This is a genomic window from Allobosea sp. GW822-FHT05A11, assembly GCF_058800455.1.
In genome coordinates, this window is record NZ_JBXAMI010000008.1 from 44,457 (window position 1) to 64,841 (window position 20,385).

Sequence of the window (20,385 nt, forward strand, 5' to 3'; positions counted from 1 at the left end):
GGCAAAATGGGCGCGCCATGTGTCACGTCCTCCCCCACACGCACAACTTTCCCTCGGAACATCCGGGGCCGGTTCTCCAGATTTTTCAGCCCTCAGACATTCGCGAGGTTCGGTGATGTTCGGAATATCCCCGCCTGGGTATGTGCCGTGGGCCTTGAGGCCGCCCGGTCTGCTGTTCTGTCTGGCGATCGCCATCGGCTTGGTCGGCTGGGCGGTCTCTTCGGGGCTCGACGACCGTGATCGCATGCGGGCTGACCAAAAGGCGGTGCGCGCGATGTGGTCGGGTGCTGAGCTCGTCCGCATCTGTGCGCGCGGCCAGGAAATCTACCGGATCGACGGACGGCTGGTGACGGGCGTCATCGGGTGGTCACGACCGCGTCAGTTCGCTGCTGATGTGACGCCGGAAGCGGCGTGTGTGCGCTGATGATCGACGACTGGTCAGCGGTTCGAAAGCAGGCGGCGGTCGCGAATGTCGACGGTCAGCACGCCTGCAACTGCGTCGGCCCGCGGCCCGGCGAGCCTCTCTGCCCGTGCGCGATGCGCGGTGTGATCGTTCGGGACGGCCGGTACATCCTGCCGGAGCGCGACCTGGGCCCGGTGCGCCCCACGCCCGTAGACCGTCGCATCGAGAGGCAGCGCTTTCAGTTCCCCTCGGGCTTCAAGGCGAGGTTTTTCTGATGGCCGAGATCAAGGTCGACTGCGATCTCCTCGCGGAGATGCTGTTCCCCGGCGTGGAGGCCGTGCGGGTGACCAGTGTCCGCAATGACGATCTGACGCCAGCCATCATCCTGACGGTCGAGGGGCCGGACGTTCCCGACGCAGATCAGGTTCGAGCAGTCTTCACGCTGCGCGCGACGCGGCATCAGCGCTTCATCGAATGCAAGCTGGAGCCGCTGTGATGCAGCCGCGCACCTACGAGCACGAGGGCCGGCGGGTCCGAGCGATGCGGTTCGTGGGGAACGGGCCGGATGTGGCTCGGTTCGCGGGGCCGTTCGGTCGGTCGGAGGGTGATGGGCTGTGCGGCTCGCTGCGGGTCGGTGGTCGCGTCGTCGCCTGCGGCGATTGGGTTGTGATGGACGGCGGCATTCCGGCGGTGGTGTCGCAGGTGGCGTTCGCGGCCGGGAAGTTCGTGGAGGTGGCCAATGCCGACCAGCAGTGAGCTCGTGAAGCAGAAGCGCGAGCGCGAGGCGTGGGACGCCTACATGGCCGGCCTGCGCGCGCAGTCGGTGGCCCAGCCTGTGCAGCCGGCGCCTGCCCCCGAACCGGAGGCGCCTGCCCCGTTGCTCGGCCCGGATGGCCAGCCGATCGCACCGGAGTCGAGCGATGGGTAACGGCATCGCCTGGCCGTCGAACGTGATCGCGTTCCCGCGGCCAAAGCCCACACCCGAGAGCGCGCCGGAATGAGCGACAACATCGTCAATCACCCATCGGCATGGGCTCGCACCAATCTGACGCCAGAGCAGGCGCTTCAGGGCGCCGCGCAATACGACTGGGAGACGGTCGTGATCGTCGGCTTCACGAAGGACAGCGAAGAGCTTGTCGTTCGGTCGAGCGAGATGAACCGCAAGGACGCGCTCTGGATTGCCGAGCACTTCCGGCTTCACGCGCTGGACCGCCTATGACCACGGCCGACGACGAACTCCTGACGCTGCCGCCCGCGATCGAGCGCGACGAGCACGGCCGCGTAATCTACCGGCCTGACGGCGCGGTCCTCCGCGGGTTCATGCTGTCGAACGCGCGGGTGCGTATCATCCGCGGCCCGATCCGCTCGGGCACGTCGTCAATGTGCTGTCAGGAGATATGGCGGCGGGCATGCGAGCAGGCGCCGGGGCCGGATGGTTTCCGGCGCACGCGCTGGGCGATCGTCCGCAACACCTATCCCGATCTGGCGCAGTCGACGGTCAAGACGTGGCAGGCCTGGTTCCCGGAACGCGAGTTCGGCCGCTTCATCAACTCGAAGCCCATGGTGCATCACATGCGCAAGGGCGAGGTCAGTTGCGAGGCGGTGTTCCTGGCGCTCGACAAGCCGGAGGATGTCTCCAAGCTCCGATCGACGGAATGGACCGGCATTTGGTTCAACGAGCTCGAATACATCCCGAAAGAGCTGTTCGACGAGGCGGAATCGCGCGCGGGCTACTTCCCGGCGATCAAGGATGGCGGCGCGACCTGGAGCGGCGTCTTCGGCGACATGAACGCGCCGTCCGAAGACAACTGGGTCGTGATGATGACGGGCGAGGTGCCGCTGCCGGAGGACATGCCGGACGATGAGCGGCAGCAGTTCCAATGGCCGGAGGGCTGGGATTACTTCGTGCAGCCGACCGGGCTGGTCGAGCAGTTCGGGCCGGATGGCAAGACGCTTGACCCCGACGAGCCGTATCGCCTGAACGTCAAGGCGGAAAACCTGCACTGGATCCCGAAGATCAACGGGCGGCCGCTCTACCTCGAAACGATCAAGGGCAAGACGAAGCGCTGGATCGACTCGCGCATCATGAACCGGATCACGGCGCCGATCGATGGCTCGCCGGTCTGGCCAATGTTCGTCGAGGAGACGCACGTCGCGAAGCAGGCGCTGCGGTACAATCCGAACTGGCCGGTCTATGTCGGGCTCGACTTCGGCCGGCGGCCGGCGGCGGTCATCGGGCAGCTCATCAACGATCGGTGGCAGATCATCGGCGAGCTCGTCGGCGTGGATCAGGGCGCCAGCGTTTTCGCGCCGCGCGTCCGGCGATGGCTGTTCGAGAATTGCCCCGGCCTGCTGGCGGGCGAATCGCAGTTCGAGCTTGAGCAGGCTTGCCGGCAAGGGCGCCTGAAGCTCTATGGCGACCCGAAAGGCCAGGACAAGGTCCAGTCGGACGACGCCACGGCCTATGACGTGTTCGCCGATCATGGCCTGCGCGTGACGGCCGCGCCGGTCCCCTCGAACAACATCCAGACGCGCGTCGGCGCGGTCGAGTTCGTGCTGAACGGGATGCGGGACGGCATGCCGCGCTTCCTGCTCTCGCCGGGCTGCCGCACGCTCAAGATGGCGATGGCAGGCGGCTATCACTTCAAGAAGGGCGATTTCCAGAAGGTCGAGCCGGTGAAGGACCGGTATTCCGACATCGCGGACGCTCTGCAATATCTGCTGCTCGGCGCGGGCGAGGGTTCGGTGATGACCGGCCGCGACCGCCCATCGAACCGGCCATCCGCGCCGGTGAAGGCCCATCAGGGCCGGCGCTCGCTGCGGCGGGTCTCCTGATGGCGGGTGATAGCGGCAGGATCGGCGTCGAACCGGACATGTGGTTCCTCATCTTCACCGAGAAGACGCCGCACCGCTGGCTACGATGGCTGTCATGGGGCCGCTTCAAGCATGTCCTCGCGCTCGGCTTGCTGCCGGATCAAAACACCTGGGTCGTCTATGAGGTCAGCATGACGCGGACGCGCATCGCGGTCCTGCCTAATTGCCCGGGCGCTGACGAGTTGGTGTCCGACCTGCGCGCCGGCAACGTCACGCTGGCGATGAAGCCCGGGCCAGAGCGGGCACCATGGGCGCGCATCGGCTTCTGGTGCGTGCCGGCGATCGCCCATCTCGTCGGCCTGAAACGCCAACCGCTTCGGCCGGATGCGTTGTTCCGCGCGTGCCTGGCCGAGGGTGCGGTGGTCGCTGACTGGTAGCTTTGTCCCACCCGTCCCAAACTCACTACTTGGTGTGCGGTGCAGCCCCGCGCGTCGCGCCTGATCTTGCGAGCCTCACGATAGGAGGCACCGCATGGGCGGATCGATGTTCAGCGGCTCGTCTCAGCGCCGTCAGGCGATGGTCACCGCGACCGCTCAGAAGGAAGAGCTCGACACGCAGAAGGCCGTTGCGGATACCGCGCAGGCGACAGCGCTTCAGGATGCACTCGGTCGTGACACCAATCGCCTGCTTCGCGTCTACGGGACTCGGTCGCTTCTGACCGGGGGCGGTGCGCGCGCTCCCATGCAGGTCCGCTGATGGCGGGCGAGAAGACCCCACTGGAGAAGGAAGCGGCGCAGCGGCTGCAGGACTGCCGGCGCTTCAAGTCGCAGATCGATATCGACCTGCGCGAGGGCTATTTCTTCACGGCGCCGCAGCGCTGCCGGGATGTCTCATCGCAGAGCGCGCAGACCGATCGCGGGCGCGAGACGGACGTTGCCGAGCTCCAGATTTCGATCGGCATGGAACTCGCGCAGGATTTCGCGACCGAACTGCTGAACACCTTCACCCCGAAGATCATCGAATGGGCGCAGCAGCAGCGCGGCATCGACCTGACCGAAGAAGAATGGGGCGAGATCGAGGAACAGGTGTCGGCGCAGACCACCACGATCTTCGAGGCCATCCGCGCGTCGAACCTCTACGCGGCGCTGGCACTTGCCTATATGCCGGACGCCTCTCTTGGCACGACCGGGCTGTGGGTGTCCGACCTGCGCGCGCACGAGCCGATCGTCTCGCAAGCCGTGCCGCTGCGCGAGATGGAGATCAACATCGGGCCGTATGGCGATATCGACGATCGGTTCATCGTGCGCCACACCCGCTATCGTCACCTTCCGGCGCTGCTGCCCGGCATCGATCTCCCGGCCGAAATCCAGAAGAAGATCAAGGAAAAGGGCAACGAGCGTTGTGTCTTGTCGTGGGGCTGGTGGCGCCTGTGGGAGCGCAATGACGATGTCTGCTGGCAGCACGTCATCCGCGTAGACACCAAGCAGGTGTTCGACACTGTCTTGGAGGGCGCCGGCTCCTGCCCGTTCATCGTCTGGCGCTTCAACCCCGACACCATGTTCCCGTTCGGGCAAGGCCCCGCGTTGCAGGCGCTGCCGGAATTGCGTCGCCTAGACGAGACGGAAGCGCTCAAGATCGAGAACGCCGATTTCCAGATCCACTCGCCGTTCATCTATTCCGACGACGGCGTGATGAATTTCGAGAACGGCATCGAGCCGGGCATGGGCTACAAGGCCCGGCCCTGGCAGAGCCCGCCGATCGAGCGCCTGTCGTTCGATTCGAACGTGAGCTTTGCCGAGTTCGTCACGCAGGACATCGAGCGCCGGATCAAGCGCCTGTTCTTTGCCGACTATCCCGAGCAGCAGGGCAAGACGCCGCCAACCGCCGAGCAGTGGCTCGACGAGATCCAACGCGCCAAGCGCCGCCTCGGCACGCCCGGCGAAATCTTCTTCAAGGAAGGCCCGGCCGAGCTGTTCCTGCGGTTCAAGTATCTGCTCAAGGCCCGCGGCGTCATCGACGAGATCGAGGTGAACGGGAAGACCGTCGCCCTCACGCCGTACGATCCGACCGAGCAGGCGCAGGAATTCCAGGACGTGCAGGTCGCCGGCCGCATCCTCCAGATGGCGCAGGCCTATTTCAGCCAGACCGCCGCGGTCGAGATCGACGGTTCCGCCACGCTCGCGAACATCAAGAAGAAGCTCCGCGACAAGATCGTGGTGCTGCGCGACGCGACGCAGGTCCAGTCCGCGATCGAGCAGTTCGGCCCGCTCCTGGGTGGCGCTGAAGGCGGCGGCCCTGGCCCGGCAACAGGCGGAGCGCCCCCGGTATGACGAACGAAGAACTGGAGCAGGCGTGGGGTCGCGTGCTGTCCGATCGCGCCGTCGCGGGGGACGGTCAGCGCATCGCTTTGTGGCTCCGGCGCAAGGTTCTGAATGTCCTCCCGCTCGGCGCCCCGACATGTGCGGTGCACGATTCCGAGGGTAGCCGCAGGTTGGCGTCAGACATTTTGAACTTCGTCCCCGAGGACACCCATGACGCAGCAGCCGAGCCCCGCGACGCCCGAGCCGATCTCGCCCTCCGGCGAGCCGCCCGTGGTAACGCCGCCGGCAGCCCAGCCCGAGGCGCCGCTCGCCGCGTCCCCGTCCGCTGAGCGGCCTGACTGGCTGCCGGAGCAGTTCTGGGACGGCGACGGCAAGGCGATCAAGGGTTCCGATCTTCGCGCGCAATTCGACGAGCTCGCCGCCTTCAAGGCTGGCGAGGACTCGAAGCGCGCTGCCGCTCCCGAAAAGCCCGATGCCTACGAGCTGAAGCTGCCGGAAGGCCTCGACTTCGGCGAAGGCGTCACCTTCGAGCTCGACGACAAGGACCCGATGTTCGGCTTCGGCCGGCAGGTCGCGCATGATCTCGGCCTCGATCAGGCCGGCTTCGAGAAGCTGGTCGGCTCGTATGCCCAGATGCAGGTCGCGCAGTCGAAGGCCGATCAGGCCGTCTTCGCGCAGCAGATGGAACAGCTCGGCCCCAAGGGCGCCGATCGCCAGAAGGCGGTCGAGACCTGGATCAACGCGAAGCTCGGCCCCGATGCGGCTGTGCTGTTCGGCGGCATCACCAAATTCAAGACGGGCGTCGAGACGCTGGAGAAGGTCATGCGCCTTGCCTCCGGCGGTAACGCGCCCGGCTTCACGCAGGGCGGGCGCGATGTCGGCAAGGCCGCGCCGTCCGAAGAGGAATACGCGGCGATGTCGCCGGCCGAGAAACTCGTTTCTGCGCGTCGTGCGCAGGCTGGCGCACGATAGGGGGCCACAATGAAGACGCTTGTTGAATACGCCAAGGGCCTCGGGACGGATTCCCCGGAACGCCCGCTGATCGAGATGTTCGCCACGTCTTCGGACGTGATGGGCGCGATCCCGTTCGATGGCCTGACCGGCTCCGTCTATGAGGGCTTCCGGCAGTCCGCACTTCCCACGGTCGGCTTCCGCGGCATCAACGAGCCGTCGACCACCGGAACCGGCGTTCTCTCGCCCTTCCAGGAATCGAGCTACATCGTCGACCACGATCTCGACGTGGACCGCGCGATCGTGGACCGCTACGGCGAGACGCGCCGCGCCCGCGAGGAAACCATGGCGATGGCCGCGGCCGGTCGCCTCTGGGTCGACACCTTCCTGAAGGGCGACAACACCAGCAACCCGCGCGTGTTCGACGGTCTGCAGCGCCGCTCGGCCAAGTTCAACCGGACGATCGTCAACAACTCGGCTTCCGGTGGTGGCCCGCTCTCGCTGCTGAAGCTGGACCAGGCGATCGCCAACACGAACCAGCCGACGCATATCATCGCGGACTTCGCGACGATGCCGCTCTGGATTCAGGCGGCGCGGACGACCTCGCTGACCGGCTTCGTGATGCAGTCTTGGGACGAGATCGGCAAGCCGAAGATGTCCTACGCCGGCCTCCCGATCCTGTGGGGCTACCAGAAGGACGATCACGCGGCGATGCTGCCCTTCAACGAGGTCGGCGCCGGTGGCGGCAGCGCCGTCACCACGTCGATCTACATCGTCTCGTTCCGTGACGGCGGCCTGAAGGGCATCCAGATCCGCCCGATGGCCTTCAAGGACATGGGCCTCCTGGAGAACGGCATCACCTACCGGACGCACCTGTCCTGGGATGTCGGCCTCGTCGACGAGCACAAGTACAGCCTGACCCGGCTGTCCTCGATCACCAACGCGGCGATCGTCGCCTGATTTCGACGGCGGGGCTTCGGCCCCGTCACCACTTCTCGAATTGATGGGGGCTCCCGATGGGCAGCCGGACTTACACCTTCGACGCGCTGCTCCAGCTTAAGGATGCAGGCGCGGTCACCGCCTCCGCCGCGGCGCAGGTCGCCAGCGCGGCCAAGATCCTCGACATGGGCGCCGGCCGCTTCGACGGCACGGTCGTGATCGATGTCAGCGCGCTCGACATCGTCTCGAACGATGAGGAATACAACATCATCATCCAGGGTTCGAGTTCGGCGACCTTCGCGTCCGATATCGAGAACCTGGCGATGCTCAATCTCGGCGCGACCGAGGTGCGCGATGGCGGCGGCAAGGACTCCGTCGTCGGGCGCTACGAGATCGGCGTGACCAACGAGCAGGCGGATGTGACCTATCGCTACGTCCGCGCCTACACGTTCGTCGCGGGCACCACGCCCTCCATCAACTACACCGCATTCCTGTCGAACGACGCCGGCCGCTAACGCGGTCGGTGACACTGAGGAGCCGGGTCGATGACCAAGGTCAAGGTTTACGAGAAAGACGGCGACAAGGTCGTCGAACATGAGATGCATGCGGTCGATGCGCGCGAGGCGATGCTGCACGACCCCAAGCGCTATTCCTACACCGACCCGCGCGTGAAGAAGGCCGATCGCGATCCCAACGCCGGCCCGTCTCAGCCTCGCTACAAGGTCGAGCACGCCGGCAACCGCAAGTACAATGTGATCGACACCGCCAATGGCGAGATCATGGAAAGCGGCTGGGATAAGGAGGCGGCCGAGGCCAAGGCGGCCGAGCTCGGCGGTGGTCACGCGACGACTTCCCCGAATACCTGACGCGGCTTCGGCCGGGGGGAATGCAGAGGCCGGGCCGCAAGCCCGGCCTTTCTCATGTGCGGTGCACGGCGTCGCCGATCGCCGCACCGTTCGGCCATGGACCGGATCACTGTCATCCAAGACGCTCTGCAGAACACCGGCAACAACCGGGTCAATGTGGAATTTGACGGGTCTTCCGAATGGCAGGCTGCCGAGCCGGCCTATCGCCGCGCGCTTCAGTTCCTGCTTCCCCGGCATCAGTGGAATTTCGCCAACACCAGCACGCCGCTCGCCGGCCTGCTGCCGTCGTCGCCGCATGAAAGCTACCAGTACGCCTATCAGCTTCCGAGCGATTGCCTGCTGGTGGAGAACGCTTTCGCGAGCGGCCGGCCGATCGAGTTTGAGATCGTCGACCAGAAGCTGTGCTGCTGCTTCGATCAGGGCGTGACGGTGAAGTATGTGCGCGCGCCGTCGCCTGGGCAGTGGCCGCTCCTGTTCGCCGAGCTCGTGACGATGAAGACGGAGGCATACATCCTCCGCGGCTACAACGAGGACACGGACAACGCCCGGCGCCGCGACGCGGACGTGGAAGCGATGCTTGGGGAGGCGCGGTCGGCTCTCGATCGGCAGGAGCCGCCGCGCGCCATGTTCAAATCGCGCTCGGCCGCCCGGCGCTTGGGCCGCGGCTCCCGCTCGATGGTGCGCTGATGGACGCGCAGATCGTCGCGCAGCGTGATTTCTCCGCCGGGCAGATCGATGAGACGGCCCTGCGTGCGGACGATACCGAGATCATGCGTGCCGGGCTGCGGCGGGCGCGCAACGTTCGCATTCTCGCGTCCCGCAGCCTGCGCCGCCGGCCCGGCCGTCGCGCCCTCTTCGCTACGACGGGCATCTGCGAGAAGGTCCGCCCGGCGGCTGGCATCGAATGGTACATGGAGATCGAGGCCGGCAGCATCACCTTCCGATCGGATAGCCAGACCCTCGCGCTGAAGTTCACCGGACTGCCCTGGTCAGCGGAGATGCTCAAGGATCTCCGCTGGGTCGAGAGCGGCGGCACGGTCATTTTCGCTCACCAGAGCATGCGGCCGCAGGTCTTCTCCTATGATCGCTTGGGGAACTCGTGGGCCGCCTCGGTCTTCTCGTTTTCGGTCGATCCCAACGGGTCAACCCGCCAGCCCTTCCACAATTTCTATCTGGGCAGTGGCATCACCATGCGTCCGTCCGCGCGCTCGGGCGGCATCACAGCGACGTTTTCCGCGTCAATCCTGAACGCCGGTCATGTCGGCGTGGTGTTCACCTATGCCGGGCGGCAGTTGCGCATCACAAGCGTTTCGAGCTCGAACGTAGCGAACTGCACCGTCATTGAAGAATTGCCTCCGACCTTCGACGTAGCGATGGACAATGTCTCTGGCCTGCAGGTCGGCGATGTGGTCGAGGGCGTGTCGAGCGGCGCGCGCGGCCAGGTCATGGAGATCATCGGCGCGACCATCCGCGTGCTCGTCGAAAAGAACTGGTCGGGATTCACCGTCGACGAACTGGTGGCCGGCCCGCGTTCGAAGATGAAGGTCACCAGCCAGGCGGACGGTCCTACGGTCGCGACGACACAGTGGGCGGAAGCGCTCATGTCCAATTTCAGGGGCTGGCCGGGCTGCGTGTCGAAGGACGTGCAGCGGATCATCTTCTGCAAACTGGCGCAGGCCGGCGCGGCCATCGTCTGGTCGTCGACCGGGACGCTGAACGATTTCCGCATTGGCGCGGAAAAGGAAGATGCGATCTTCGAGTTCGTGCCGGAGAACTGCCTGGTGCTCGATGTGGTCGGCGGCGCCGACGAGTTCGTGTTCACGGACAAGGGCAATTACTATGTGCCGGTCTCGGTCTCGAACCCGCTCATTCCCGGTTCGATCGACTTCCGCCTAATTTCGGATGACCCGTCTTCGGATATTCGGCCGCGCTCGACGACGGACGGCCTGATCTTCATCAACAGCGCCCGCACGCGGGTGTTCGCGATCATCGGCACCGGCCAGACCGCTCGGCCCTATATCGTCGAAGATCTGTCGGAATATCACTCGTCGCTGATCCGATCCCCCACATCGCTCGCGACCAGCACTGCGGATGTCTCGGCGCCGGAACGGTATCTCTACATTGGCAACGCGGACGGCACGCTTGCGGTCGGTCGGTACCAGAAGGCGCCGACGACGCGCGGCTGGGTTGGCTGGGTGCCCTGGGACGGCAAGGGCACGATCGAGTGGATAGCGTCTGGCGGCGACTCGGTCGTGGTCACGGCCCAATACGAGACCGATGCCGGAACCGTGCGCTTTGTCGAGGTCTTTGACGACAGTCTTCTCCTCGACGCCACGCAGGCCATTGCCGCGCGCGATGGCGGCGATGCGCTTGAACTCTCGCCGGGCGTTTATCTCGAACTGGAGACCGGCGACCCGCTGGCTCTCGACGAGTCGTTCTCGTTCAACTGGGCGGCGGGCACCATGCTCTCGGTCGAGCGCAACGGCTGGTACCGGGGCGACTATACGGTCGAGGAGGATGGCTCTCTCTCGGATGTGATCCCGGTCCAGAACGTCGTCGGTCTGAACGGCGGGTTCAATTTCGAGGTCGAGGTCGAGCCGTTCGTGCCGCATGTCGAGGGCGGCCAGGCTCGCCGGCAGCGGTTCCGGCCGCGGCGGATCAAGCAGATCGGCGTCACCGTACAGCGTTCTCAGGCTCTCAAGATCGGCGAATACCTCGTCCCCTTCTATCGCGGGGGCGAAAACGAGGAGGTTGCGCCGGCTTTGCGTGACGAGGTCTACCGGACCCGGCTGCCCGGTCGCGCATTCGATCCGCGCTGGAGCCTGAAGCAGGAGCTGCCCGGCGCGCTCACGCTCCTGGAAATGACCACAGAGGTCACGATCTAACTCGGGTGTGCGGTGCAGGTAGTGCCGCTCCGCCGCAGGTTCGTCCCATCGAAATTCGTGTGAGGACGACATGGGCGCCGCTGCAGCACCTTTGATGGCCGGGGCAAGCATCGCCGGCAAGGGCTTGCAGATTGCCGGCGGCATCTCACAGGGCATCCAAGCGAAGACGGCGGCGCAGGTCGAAACCGTCAAGCTCAAGATGGCGGCCGAGGCCGGCAAGGTTCGCGCGATCCAGACGGACGCGGCCCTGCGCGAGGAATTCAACGACACGATGAACAACATCTCGGCGATCCGGTCGGCGCAGAATGTCCGTTTCGACTCGCCGACTTCTTTCGCGATTGCCGATAAGGCGCGGGAGATCAGCGACCGGGCGCGCGTGGTAGCGGTGTCGAATGAGCGCCTGAAGGCGCTCGGGCTGGAGGGCGACGCTGCTGCGGCCTGGGCTCGCGGCCAGACTGCCCGAACCACGGCGATGCTTGGGCAGGCGGGCAACATCCTCTCTCTCGGGCAAGAGCTCGCTGGTCTGCCCGGCAAGTTCACGTAGGGCGCCATGGTCGACATTCTCGAAGCATCAGGCGCCCGCCGGCCGAAGCCGGGGCTCGCTGCCACGCCGACATCAACCATCAGCGCCGAGCGGATGGCGCAGCCTTACACCGATCTCGCGAAGGCAGTCGGTGCGTTCGGCGCAGCCTTGGACGAGGCGGCCGCGCCTTATCATGCGGCCGAGGGTGCGAAGGCCGTCACGAAGGATGCGGACGGCAATCTGCAGGTGCAGTGGCGTGGCGAGTTCACGAGGGGGGACAAGCTCTATAACGCCGCGGCCCGGCAGAGCGCGCTTGCGACGATCAAGACGGACATCTCGCAGGAGCTGCTTCAGCTTCGAAACGACTTCGACGGGCGGCCGGCTGAGTTTCAGGCCGCGGCGCGCGAATACGTCAAGAACAAGGGCAAGGCCGGCGATGCGCTGCTGCGCCCGTTCATCCAGGACGAGGCCGATCGGCAGTCCAGCCAGTATTTCGAGGGGCTGGTCTCGGCGAAGCATGATCTCGACATGCGCAACGCCTTCAACTCGCTCGTCGACCGGCGGAAGCTGGTCGCGGACAATCTGGAGGCGCTGGCTGCGAACGGCGGGACGGATACCGACGAGTTCAAGCGTGCCCGCGAAGAATGGACCGATATCGGCGGCCAGCTCTCGGCCAACCCGAAATTCGCATACAATGCCGAGAAGGACGCCTTCGACACGCAGCGGCTCGATACCCGGCTGAAGGGTGAGAGCATTGCGTCGATGACCCGGCGGGTGCTCGGCGATCAGGGCGTCGACGCTGCGCGCAAATTCGTCCAGGGCGCCTTCGACGACCCGGCCAACGGCATGGACGCGAAGGAGCGCCGGACCTATCGAAACCTGGCCGAAAGCGTCATCAACGAGCGGTCGAAGGAACTGGCTACGGCGCGGCGCGAAGTGACGGCCGAGGGCAAGGAAATACTCGCCGGGCTGAAGAACGGTGTCGATGTCGACGATGGAGCCTTCGACGACTTCCTGACGCGCGCCTCGGCCGCGGGCGCAGCCAACACCGTTCGGCAGCTCGTGCAGACACGCGCGGCAAAGCAGCAGTGGAAGATGTTCGAGAGCCTGCCCACGGTCGAGCGGGTCAACTTCGCCAAGCAGGCGATTACCGGCGCGGGCGCGGGCGGCATGGATCGCCTGGTGCAGGCCGTCATCGGGCAGGAGTCGTCCGGCATCGCAACGGCGGAATCGCCGGTCGGCGCGTCGGGGCTCATGCAAATCATGCCGGGCACCGCGCGCGAGCTCGCTGCCGGCCTGGGCATTCGCGATCTCGACGGCAAAAGCGACGCGGACGTGAAAGCCTGGCTGAAGGCCAACCCGCAGCAGAACGTCCAGATGGGCACGGCCTATCTCGCACAGAACCTGCGGCGCTTCGGCGGTGATGTGGCTTCGGCGCTGGTGGCCTACAACGCCGGGCCCGGAACTGCGCAGGAATGGATCGCTGCTGGCAAGGATGACGCCGTGCTGCCGGCCGAGACGCGCGACTACAAGCAGAAGATCGTGGCGCGCCTGAACATGGGCGCTGCTCCGACCGGCCCGGTGCTGTTCAACGGTCGGCAGATCAGCGGCGCCACGACGGCTGAACAGATCGGCACGCAATATCTCGGAATGAGCGAGCGTGACCCCGGCGGCCGGGCCGCGCTTAAGGGCTTCCTGAAGCAGTATGCCGGCACGGACATCGACCCCGCGACGGTCCCCTGGTGCGCCGCGTTCGTGAACGGCATCATGGGCGCGTCTGGCCGGAAGGGAACGGGCTCGCTCCGCGCTCTCGATTTCCTGAACTACGGCACCGCGACCTATCAGCCGACATCGGGCGATATCGTCGTCTTCGACTGGAAGGACGGCAGCGGCCACGCGGGAATCGTGCAGGGCTTCGAGGAGAAGAACGGCAAGCGCTATGTGCGCGTCCTCGGCGGCAATCAGGGCGGCACTGACGACGCGGGCAACAAGGTTCGCGGCACGGTGAGCTCGTCGCTGTTCAACCTCGACGACGTGGCGGGCTATCGGAAGCCGCCCCCGGTCGGCGGCGGGCCGGAGTTCGCCCAGCCGCGTCAGTTCCAGGTAGCTGGCGGTGGCCGCGGCTATCTCTATCCCGACGCCTCAATGATCGACGACTACCGCAAGTCCATGGCCTCGGATGCGCGCCGGCTGATGCCTTCGATCTCGGATGGATTCCGCAAGGGGCTGCCCCCGTCTGCCGAGGAGTTCTCCGCGTTCGTCGACATGGTCACGCTGTCCGGCGATCAGAAGCTGAAGACCGAGACGGTCAGCCTCGTGAAGTCGCTGGAGGCCGCGAAGCAGTTGGAGGGGCTGCCCAAGCCTCTCCGAGATGCGGCGATGCAGCGGTTGACGCAGGAGCTTTCGGGCGGCTCGTCCGAGATCCAGCGCTCCATGGTCGACAACCTGACCGAGTCGTTCAACGCGCGCGACAAGGCCCTGGCGGATGATCCAATGGGCGCCGGCCAACGGTACAAGATGGTCCCGGCTCAAGCGCCGATCGACTGGAGCAACCTGCAGGCGTCGTTGCCCTCGCGCGCAAAGGCTGCGAACGAGCTGCGCGCTGCCACCGGTGCGACCGAGGCCGTTAATCCGCTCACGCAGGCGGAGACGTTGCAGTTCTCGCAGCAACTCGCGCAGGGCGATGGCCAGGCTTCCGGCGCCCTGCTCGGCGGGCTTGCCTCTCTGCCCCCGGACCAGTTCGGCGCGCTGCTCGCACAGACGCCGGTCCGCGATGCGCTGATCGGCATGTCTCGCTCGGGCGATCCGGCCAAGATGACGGCCGCCTTCTCCGCCTTGGATGCCGAGCGCCGCCGCGACCCGGAGGGCTTCAACAAGAAGTTCCCGAGCGTCGAAGATCGGCTGGAGGTCTGGACGTCGAAATTCGCCGCGATGCCGGCCGAAGTCATCGCCAAGGAAATGTCTCGCGTTGAGGATCCTTCGATGCAGAAGGCGCGGGAGACGTTGCGAACCGAGGCCAAAGAAAAGACGAAGAAGCTGACGACGTCTGATGTCGCCGGGTACTTCGATGAAAGTTCTCTGCCATTCACCAGCCCGAGCGCGCCCGCTCAGGCGCTCCAGGCCGGGGAGATGAAGGCCGAGTTCGATACGCTTTTCGCCGGCTTCTATTCGGAGCTAGGCGACGAAGGAAAGGCGCGGGAGCTCGCGGTCGAGCGGATGAGGCGCTACGTCGCGCCGTCCGCGCTGTCCGGCGGCCGCCTGATGCGGTTCGCGCCGGAGAAGTCACCCGCCTATCCGCCGATCAACGGCTCGCATGAATGGATCAAGACGCAATTCGACGCGGCGGTCCAGCAGGCGCTTTTTGGAATGGGCGCTGTCGTCGCTGACCCCGCTGATTATTCGGGCGCGAACTACGATCCAAACCGACAGGACGTGTTCTCGGCGCAGTCGACGGCGATGCTTGATGCCCCGCGGATGATCGTTCCGGACGCCCGCACGCAAGCAGAGTTCCAGAGTGGTAAGCCGCCGTCCTACAGCGTCGTCATTCAGAGGCCGGACGGGAGGTTCGAGGCACTGCAAGTCCGCGGCCAGGAAATGCGGTTCGTTGCAGACCCCGACCTTGCCATGGCGCCCCTGCGGGCGGCTGCTCAAGCAGAAGTCGAGAGGCGCCGGCCGATCAATGAGGCGCAGGACGCACTCGACGAGAAGCGGCGGCGGAAGGCAATGAATCGCGGCTGGACGCGGAAGGTCGACTGATGCCGCTGATCCCCAACACGCCGGAAGAAACCGTGCTGCGAGCGCCGTCCGCGATGACGGAGCCCAGCCCCTTCGCCGCGCCGCCGCCGGGGCCTGATCCGCTATCCGCCGCCTTCCGACAGGAGAACACGATCTCCAATGTCGTGTCGCTCCTGAACCGGCCGACCTATGCGCCGGAGCCGGGGTACAACCCTGTCGAGGCGATCCGGGGCACGAAATATGAGCGCGACCATCTCGACGATGCACTGAACATCCGCTCGGCGGCGGAGATGCGCGACTGGCAGGCCCGTATCGACTCCCAAGAGGCTGATCGGCGCGCAATGCATGACGCTGGCGGCTGGGGTGTCGCGGCTGGCATTGCGGCTGGATTGCTGGATGCTCCCTCGTTCCTGCCGCTGGGAGGGGTCGTAAGAGCAGCCCGTGGCGGATATAGCGTGGCCCGGTCAGCGGCCGTTGTCGGCGGTCTCTCCGGTCTGCAAGCCGGCGTTTCCGAGCTTGCCCTGCACGCCAACCAAGATGCTCGGACCACAGAAGAAAGCGTCATCGCGATTGCGACTGGAACTGTGCTTGGCGGCTTGATCGGCAGTGGGGCAGCATCGCTGCTTACGCGTGCCGAGCGCCGAGCCATGGAAGGTCTCTTTGATCAGGACCGCAAGTTCGTCACGGAGATTGTCGAGGGTTCCGCGGGGCAACCGGCCTCGGCCGGCGCAGCGGCAACAGACATCCGGCAGCTCAAACTCGTGGGCTATGGGCTGGACAAGGTGCCGGGTCTGTCGACGCTCGTTGAGAAGATGAGCCCGACCCTGCGCGTGTTCTCGTCGGACAATGTCTCGGCGAAGCGTGCGCTGGCCGATCTTGCGGAAACGCCGCTGCGCTTCGAGGACAATGCGCGCGGCATCAGCACGTCGTTCGGCGGCGCGCCGGTGAGCCGCGTGGTTCAGGCGCAGAAACTCGGCATGCAGCTTGAAGCGGCAGAGACGCTGAAGGATGCGTTCACGGCGTATCGCTTCGGCGATGCCGTCCCGTCTGCGGCCATGGCGCGCGCGGCGATTGACGACCTGCGCGGCGTCGTGGAGGACGGCAAGCTGTCGTTCAACGACTTCAAGCGCGAGGTGACGAACGCCCTGTTCTCCGGCGACGTGCATGCGGTGCCGCAGGTCGAGCAGGCCGCGAAGTCGATCCGCGCCAATATCCTGGACCCGATCCGGGAAAAAGCGGTCGCGCTCGGGCTGCTCGATCCAGACGCGGCGCCGAAGGGTGACCCCTCGTGGTTCGCGCGCGTCTGGAATCGGGAGAAGTTGACGCAGCGCCGGCCGGATGCGGTGAAGCGGTTCGCGGACTGGCTGGAAGGAGAGCAGACCCGAAAGGCTTCTGCGCAAGAGCGTCTCTCGGTCGCTAGCGATGAGCTTGAAGCGGTCGATGCCACGCGCGCCAAGCTCGAAGCGCAGGTGCAGCGGCTCGAAGCGACGACGCAGAAGCTCGAAGGAAAGATCTCGGAACGCGCTCTGGAAGCGCGCCGGGCGGCCGGGCGCGTCGATGTCCTGAACGAGCGGCAGTCTCTCCTTGCGCAGGAACAATCCGAGCTCGAAGAGTTCATTTCGACGATGCGCGAGGAGGTCACGAACCCCGCGCTTCGGGAGCGTATCGACAACCTGGAGAAGGATTTCCGCGCCGCGCGTCGGGCGGAGAAGCAGGCGGCCGTCTCGGATGCTGATCTGGAGCGCATCGACCGCGAGGAGGCGGCGGGCGCCCTCTCCGACCGCGTCGGCAGCATGGCGGCGGATATCGTGCTCGGCCGGCGCCGGCCGGCGCGGGAACCATCCTTCGCGCATTACCTCGCGCGCAACGGCGGTATCAAGGATACGGGCGGGGATGCCCGCTATGTCGTCGGCTCGACGCGCGCGCACCCCGGCTTGCTTTCGAACAACGGCCGCACGCTCGATGAGTGGGGCGAAAAGCTCATGGAGGATTTCCGCCTCCCCGAGCGCCCGACCGAGCGCCAGGTGCTCGACTTGCTCGACGATGCCATGCGCGGCCAGCAGCCGGGGTTCTGGCTCGACAGTATGACGGGCGCACAGCACGCAGCCCTCGACGCCACGCGGTTCGCCGCATCGCTCGACGAGGCTATGTCGCGCGCGGGCTTCACGCCGAAGTCGCGCGAGGATGTCGCAGCGTTCCTGCGTGGTGACAGCGCCAACCCGCGCAGCCTGGAGGACTTAGACCGCGCGCTTGCCGAGATGGAAGGCGCCGCGGTGCCGCCGTCCGTCCGGCTCGAAGGTGTCGACGGGGAATTGACGCTAGCGAAGGGCGATCTCGCATCGGCGCGTGCTGCCGTTCAGCGCGGCATGCGCGGGCGCCAGCAGGCAGCTACGCAGGCGCACGTCGTCGGAGGTAGGCAGGCCGAGGCCGGCATCGCTGACCGCGTCAGCCGTGGCCGCATTGGCATCCTGGAAGATCGCCGGGCGCAGTCGACGACGCGCCGGGAACTGCTAGAGGAAGCGCAGCGGCTTCAAGATGCAGCGGAAGCCGAGATCATGACGCGCATCGAGCAAGAGCTCGGCGAGTGGGGCGGCCGGTCTGCGAATGAGGCCCTGACCGCTATCAAGGCGCGGGACAAGGCCGCGCTCGGCCGCGATCCGAATGCCCCTCGCCTCTCCGGCGCCGACAAGCCGATGATGAAGGCCGTCGCGCGCATCCTCGATTCCGACCGCAACATGTCGCGGGCTGAGCTCGATGCCCGCGCGAACGAGATCGTCGACCGCATCCTCGGCACGCCGGACGGGCGACTGCCCTACGACGCAGCCTCGGGCGGCCCGAAGAACATGGCGACGCCGGAAACCGGGGAGATGCGCGGCTCGCTGCGGTCGCGTGACTTCGCCATCCCGACGAGCCTTGTCCGCGACCTGATCGAGGACGACGCGGAGCACGTCCTTTCGACGGTCACTCGGACGATGCTGCCGGACATGGCGCTAGTCGAGCGGTTCGGCGATGTCGACATGACCGAGGCGATGAAGAAGATCGTCGAGGAGTCGGCAGCAAAGGCCGCGCGCACGACAAACGTGAAAGAGCTGAAGGCGATCGAAGCGGAGAAGCAGGCGCTCCTTCGCGATGTCGCCGCCACACGCGACCGTATCCGCGGAACCTTCGGCTTCTCGCAGGACGCGACCGGCCGGAACATCGCCCGATACGCGCAGGTCGCGAAGAACTTCAACGTCATCACGGACCTGGGCACGGCCGCACTGAACAGCATGGGCGATGCGGCGGGCGTCGTCTTCCGCCATGGCTTCGTCAACACCTTCCGCGACGGCTGGGCGCCGTTCTTTCAGCGCATGCTCACCACCGCACCGGCTGGCGAGGCTGATAAGCGGCAGCTCCGCGCGATGCTGCTGGCGGTCGAGACGCAGACCAACCTACGCGGTCATTCGATCGCCGATGTGGCGGAGAACTACCGGCCGGGAACGCGCTTCGAACGCGCCGTGCGCTGGGCTGCCGATAAGTCGCAGGTCATCAACGGGCAGACGTTCTGGACGGACTGGACCAAGGGCATCGGCGCGACGGTCGCCTCGGCAGAGATGCTGCGTGCGACGGAGCGGGTCGCGCTCGGCAAAGCGACGGCCAAGGACATCGCCAATCTCGCGGAATCCAGCATCGACGAGGCCATGGCCGGGCGCATCCACAAGGCGTTCGCCGATGGCGGCGGCGCGGAGGTCGACGGCGCTCGCCTGCCGAACACCGACCAGTGGAAGGACCGCGGCGCTGCGCGAGCGTTCGACGCGGCCCTTCAGCGCGAGGTCGATATCGCGGTGATCACGCCGGGTCTGGAAAAGCCGCTCTGGATGTCGAGCCCGGTGATGTCGATGCTCGGCCAGTTCAAGGCGTTCATCTCGGCGGCGAACGAGCGGATGCTGATCGCCAACCTGCAGCGCTCGGACTGGAACACGCTGCAGGGCCTCTTCGCTGCCGTCACGCTCGGCATGCTCTCCTATCGCCTCTACACCCTCGTCTCGGGGCAGAAGGCCAGCGAGCGTCCGCAGGACTGGGTGAAGGAAGGTATCTCGCGTTCCGGCGTCATGGGCTGGTTCGACGAGATCAACAGCATGGGCGCCAAGTTCACGCGCGGCCAGTCGGACATCTACCGCGTGATCGGCGCGGACAAGCCGCTGTCGCGCATGCAGTCGCGTGGTGTGCTGGGCACCTTCGCCGGCCCGACCGCCAACAAGGTCGAGCGTCTCGCGCAGATCGGCGGCTCGGCTGCGACGGGCGAATGGAACGCCTCGGACACCACAGCCGTGCGCCGGCTGCTGCCGTTCCAAAATCTCTTTTTTGTAAGGCGGCTGCTCGATGAAGTCGAAGTCGGAGTGAACCGCCAACTCGGAATTCCGCAGAGGACGCCCTGATGCCGTCAACCAAACCGCTCCCGCCTCTTGAAGAGTTGCGGCGCGCCTTCGTGCTCGATTCAGAAACCGGCTGTCTCTACTGGCGGGAGAGAGCGAATATGTCGCCGCAATGGAATGGCAGGTGGGGAGGTCAGAAGGCTGGTAGTCCTGGCGCAAGCCACGGCCGGCTCACCGTTGTCCTCCAATACCGGCAGCTTCTCGCTCATCGGGTGGTTTGGAAACTACACCATGGCACCGAGCCGCCGAACGATATCGACCACATCGACGGGGATTTCACCAATAACCGCCCGCAGAATATGCGTGCAGCCTCGAAGCACGAGAACTTGCGAAATTCCCGGCTTCATCGCGGAAAGAGCCTGCCCAAAGGCGTTTCCTTCCACCGTGGAGCAGGAAGGTACAGAGCTCAGATCTATATCGGTGGCCGCCACCGCCATCTTGGTCTGTTCGACAAGCCCTCGGATGCGCATGCAGCCTATCGCGTAGCGGCGATGCAGGCTTTCGGAGAGTTCGCCCGGTTCGGCTGATCCATG

General features: G+C 65.9%; 21 protein-coding genes. 20 read left to right on the forward strand and 1 reads right to left on the reverse strand.

The features are described 5' to 3' along the window. The first annotated feature begins 115 nt into the window (after positions 1-115). The 17 genes from AC1RLU_RS24150 (at position 116) to AC1RLU_RS24230 (ending at position 11,723) form a co-directional block, all read left to right on the forward strand. A complete protein-coding gene (locus tag AC1RLU_RS24150; RefSeq protein WP_492798652.1) occupies positions 116-424 on the forward strand; it encodes a hypothetical protein in 309 nt (102 codons plus the stop codon). Next, positions 424-678, forward strand: coding sequence for a hypothetical protein (locus AC1RLU_RS24155; RefSeq protein WP_492798653.1), 255 nt, complete (start codon positions 424-426; stop codon positions 676-678). The genes AC1RLU_RS24150 and AC1RLU_RS24155 overlap by 1 nt, the downstream gene beginning before the upstream one ends. Then, positions 678-899 carry a hypothetical protein gene (locus AC1RLU_RS24160; protein WP_492798654.1) on the forward strand — a complete coding sequence of 74 codons (222 nt, stop codon included), beginning with the start codon at positions 678-680 and terminating at the stop codon, positions 897-899. The genes AC1RLU_RS24155 and AC1RLU_RS24160 overlap by 1 nt, the downstream gene beginning before the upstream one ends. Further along, the gene (locus tag AC1RLU_RS24165) at positions 899-1,159 is read left to right on the forward strand and encodes a hypothetical protein (protein WP_492798655.1); all 261 of its coding nucleotides are present in this window, start codon (positions 899-901) and stop codon (positions 1,157-1,159) included. Before AC1RLU_RS24160 ends, AC1RLU_RS24165 begins: the two co-directional genes overlap by 1 nt. Then, positions 1,143-1,331: a hypothetical protein gene (locus AC1RLU_RS24170; RefSeq protein WP_492798656.1), complete on the forward strand. Its 189-nt coding sequence runs from the start codon at positions 1,143-1,145 to the stop codon at positions 1,329-1,331. Before AC1RLU_RS24165 ends, AC1RLU_RS24170 begins: the two co-directional genes overlap by 17 nt. 69 nt (positions 1,332-1,400) lie before the next feature. Continuing rightward, positions 1,401-1,622, forward strand: coding sequence for a hypothetical protein (locus AC1RLU_RS24175; protein ID WP_492798657.1), 222 nt, complete (start codon positions 1,401-1,403; stop codon positions 1,620-1,622). Continuing rightward, the gene (locus tag AC1RLU_RS24180) at positions 1,619-3,238 is read left to right on the forward strand and encodes a hypothetical protein (protein ID WP_492798658.1); all 1,620 of its coding nucleotides are present in this window, start codon (positions 1,619-1,621) and stop codon (positions 3,236-3,238) included. The genes AC1RLU_RS24175 and AC1RLU_RS24180 overlap by 4 nt, the downstream gene beginning before the upstream one ends. After that, positions 3,238-3,654, forward strand: coding sequence for a hypothetical protein (locus AC1RLU_RS24185; RefSeq protein ID WP_492798659.1), 417 nt, complete (start codon positions 3,238-3,240; stop codon positions 3,652-3,654). Before AC1RLU_RS24180 ends, AC1RLU_RS24185 begins: the two co-directional genes overlap by 1 nt. Positions 3,655-3,748: 94 nt before the next feature. Beyond that, positions 3,749-3,973 (forward strand): hypothetical protein, encoded by a 225-nt coding sequence (locus AC1RLU_RS24190; RefSeq protein ID WP_492798660.1) that lies wholly within the window; start codon positions 3,749-3,751, stop codon positions 3,971-3,973. Further along, positions 3,973-5,547 carry a portal protein gene (locus AC1RLU_RS24195; RefSeq protein WP_492798661.1) on the forward strand — a complete coding sequence of 525 codons (1,575 nt, stop codon included), beginning with the start codon at positions 3,973-3,975 and terminating at the stop codon, positions 5,545-5,547. Before AC1RLU_RS24190 ends, AC1RLU_RS24195 begins: the two co-directional genes overlap by 1 nt. Before the next feature lie 201 nt (positions 5,548-5,748). Beyond that, positions 5,749-6,510 carry a hypothetical protein gene (locus AC1RLU_RS24200; RefSeq protein ID WP_492798662.1) on the forward strand — a complete coding sequence of 254 codons (762 nt, stop codon included), beginning with the start codon at positions 5,749-5,751 and terminating at the stop codon, positions 6,508-6,510. A 9-nt stretch (positions 6,511-6,519) separates the two neighbouring features. After that, on the forward strand, positions 6,520-7,449 hold the full coding sequence (locus AC1RLU_RS24205; protein ID WP_492798663.1) for a major capsid protein: 930 nt from the start codon (positions 6,520-6,522) through the stop codon (positions 7,447-7,449). Positions 7,450-7,505: 56 nt separating this feature from the next. Further along, positions 7,506-7,943, forward strand: a complete 438-nt coding sequence (locus tag AC1RLU_RS24210) for a hypothetical protein (RefSeq protein ID WP_492798664.1) — start codon at positions 7,506-7,508, stop codon at positions 7,941-7,943. A gap of 30 nt (positions 7,944-7,973) precedes the next feature. Further along, on the forward strand, positions 7,974-8,294 hold the full coding sequence (locus AC1RLU_RS24215) for a hypothetical protein (protein WP_492798665.1): 321 nt from the start codon (positions 7,974-7,976) through the stop codon (positions 8,292-8,294). A gap of 96 nt (positions 8,295-8,390) precedes the next feature. Then, positions 8,391-8,981 carry a hypothetical protein gene (locus tag AC1RLU_RS24220; protein WP_492798666.1) on the forward strand — a complete coding sequence of 197 codons (591 nt, stop codon included), beginning with the start codon at positions 8,391-8,393 and terminating at the stop codon, positions 8,979-8,981. Next, on the forward strand, positions 8,981-11,179 hold the full coding sequence (locus tag AC1RLU_RS24225) for a phage tail protein (RefSeq protein WP_492798667.1): 2,199 nt from the start codon (positions 8,981-8,983) through the stop codon (positions 11,177-11,179). Before AC1RLU_RS24220 ends, AC1RLU_RS24225 begins: the two co-directional genes overlap by 1 nt. Positions 11,180-11,249: 70 nt before the next feature. Then, a complete protein-coding gene (locus AC1RLU_RS24230) occupies positions 11,250-11,723 on the forward strand; it encodes a hypothetical protein (protein ID WP_492798668.1) in 474 nt (157 codons plus the stop codon). Between the two features lie 72 nt (positions 11,724-11,795). Here the strand turns inward: AC1RLU_RS24230 and AC1RLU_RS24235 are convergent, their stop codons facing one another. Further along, positions 11,796-12,221, reverse strand: coding sequence for a hypothetical protein (locus AC1RLU_RS24235; protein WP_492798669.1), 426 nt, complete (start codon positions 12,219-12,221; stop codon positions 11,796-11,798). 9 nt (positions 12,222-12,230) lie between these two features. On the opposite strand from AC1RLU_RS24235, the gene AC1RLU_RS24240 reads away from it, so the two are divergent. Genes AC1RLU_RS24240 through AC1RLU_RS24250 form a run of 3 tightly spaced genes read left to right on the forward strand, consistent with a single transcriptional unit; the run spans position 12,231 to position 20,379 of the window. Next, entirely contained in the window at positions 12,231-15,458 is a 3,228-nt protein-coding gene (locus tag AC1RLU_RS24240) for a transglycosylase SLT domain-containing protein (RefSeq protein ID WP_492798670.1), read from the forward strand. Continuing rightward, the gene (locus AC1RLU_RS24245; protein WP_492798671.1) at positions 15,458-19,855 is read left to right on the forward strand and encodes a hypothetical protein; all 4,398 of its coding nucleotides are present in this window, start codon (positions 15,458-15,460) and stop codon (positions 19,853-19,855) included. The genes AC1RLU_RS24240 and AC1RLU_RS24245 overlap by 1 nt, the downstream gene beginning before the upstream one ends. Then, complete coding sequence (locus AC1RLU_RS24250) at positions 19,855-20,379, forward strand: HNH endonuclease (RefSeq protein WP_492798672.1); 525 nt, start codon at positions 19,855-19,857, stop codon at positions 20,377-20,379. Before AC1RLU_RS24245 ends, AC1RLU_RS24250 begins: the two co-directional genes overlap by 1 nt. Positions 20,380-20,385: the final 6 nt, after the last annotated feature.

Excerpts from the sequence above, each read along its gene's own strand:
- AC1RLU_RS24205 (WP_492798663.1), top strand. The coding sequence starts at position 6,520 with ATGAAGACGCTTGTTGAATACGCCAAGGGCCTCGGGACGGATTCCCCG.
- AC1RLU_RS24165 (WP_492798655.1), top strand. The coding sequence starts at position 899 with ATGCAGCCGCGCACCTACGAGCACGAGGGCCGGCGGGTCCGAGCGATG.
- AC1RLU_RS24220 (WP_492798666.1), top strand. The coding sequence starts at position 8,391 with ATGGACCGGATCACTGTCATCCAAGACGCTCTGCAGAACACCGGCAAC.
- AC1RLU_RS24155 (WP_492798653.1), top strand. The coding sequence starts at position 424 with ATGATCGACGACTGGTCAGCGGTTCGAAAGCAGGCGGCGGTCGCGAAT.
- AC1RLU_RS24250 (WP_492798672.1), top strand. The coding sequence starts at position 19,855 with ATGCCGTCAACCAAACCGCTCCCGCCTCTTGAAGAGTTGCGGCGCGCC.
- AC1RLU_RS24185 (WP_492798659.1), top strand. The coding sequence starts at position 3,238 with ATGGCGGGTGATAGCGGCAGGATCGGCGTCGAACCGGACATGTGGTTC.
- AC1RLU_RS24150 (WP_492798652.1), top strand. The coding sequence starts at position 116 with ATGTTCGGAATATCCCCGCCTGGGTATGTGCCGTGGGCCTTGAGGCCG.
- AC1RLU_RS24175 (WP_492798657.1), top strand. The coding sequence starts at position 1,401 with ATGAGCGACAACATCGTCAATCACCCATCGGCATGGGCTCGCACCAAT.
- AC1RLU_RS24160 (WP_492798654.1), top strand. The coding sequence starts at position 678 with ATGGCCGAGATCAAGGTCGACTGCGATCTCCTCGCGGAGATGCTGTTC.
- AC1RLU_RS24240 (WP_492798670.1), top strand. The coding sequence starts at position 12,231 with ATGCGCAACGCCTTCAACTCGCTCGTCGACCGGCGGAAGCTGGTCGCG.
- AC1RLU_RS24190 (WP_492798660.1), top strand. The coding sequence starts at position 3,749 with ATGGGCGGATCGATGTTCAGCGGCTCGTCTCAGCGCCGTCAGGCGATG.
- AC1RLU_RS24235 (WP_492798669.1), bottom strand. The coding sequence starts at position 12,221 with ATGCTTCGCCGAGACCAGCCCCTCGAAATACTGGCTGGACTGCCGATC.
- AC1RLU_RS24215 (WP_492798665.1), top strand. The coding sequence starts at position 7,974 with ATGACCAAGGTCAAGGTTTACGAGAAAGACGGCGACAAGGTCGTCGAA.
- AC1RLU_RS24230 (WP_492798668.1), top strand. The coding sequence starts at position 11,250 with ATGGGCGCCGCTGCAGCACCTTTGATGGCCGGGGCAAGCATCGCCGGC.
- AC1RLU_RS24195 (WP_492798661.1), top strand. The coding sequence starts at position 3,973 with ATGGCGGGCGAGAAGACCCCACTGGAGAAGGAAGCGGCGCAGCGGCTG.
- AC1RLU_RS24180 (WP_492798658.1), top strand. The coding sequence starts at position 1,619 with ATGACCACGGCCGACGACGAACTCCTGACGCTGCCGCCCGCGATCGAG.
- AC1RLU_RS24245 (WP_492798671.1), top strand. The coding sequence starts at position 15,458 with ATGCCGCTGATCCCCAACACGCCGGAAGAAACCGTGCTGCGAGCGCCG.
- AC1RLU_RS24200 (WP_492798662.1), top strand. The coding sequence starts at position 5,749 with ATGACGCAGCAGCCGAGCCCCGCGACGCCCGAGCCGATCTCGCCCTCC.
- AC1RLU_RS24225 (WP_492798667.1), top strand. The coding sequence starts at position 8,981 with ATGGACGCGCAGATCGTCGCGCAGCGTGATTTCTCCGCCGGGCAGATC.
- AC1RLU_RS24210 (WP_492798664.1), top strand. The coding sequence starts at position 7,506 with ATGGGCAGCCGGACTTACACCTTCGACGCGCTGCTCCAGCTTAAGGAT.
- AC1RLU_RS24170 (WP_492798656.1), top strand. The coding sequence starts at position 1,143 with ATGCCGACCAGCAGTGAGCTCGTGAAGCAGAAGCGCGAGCGCGAGGCG.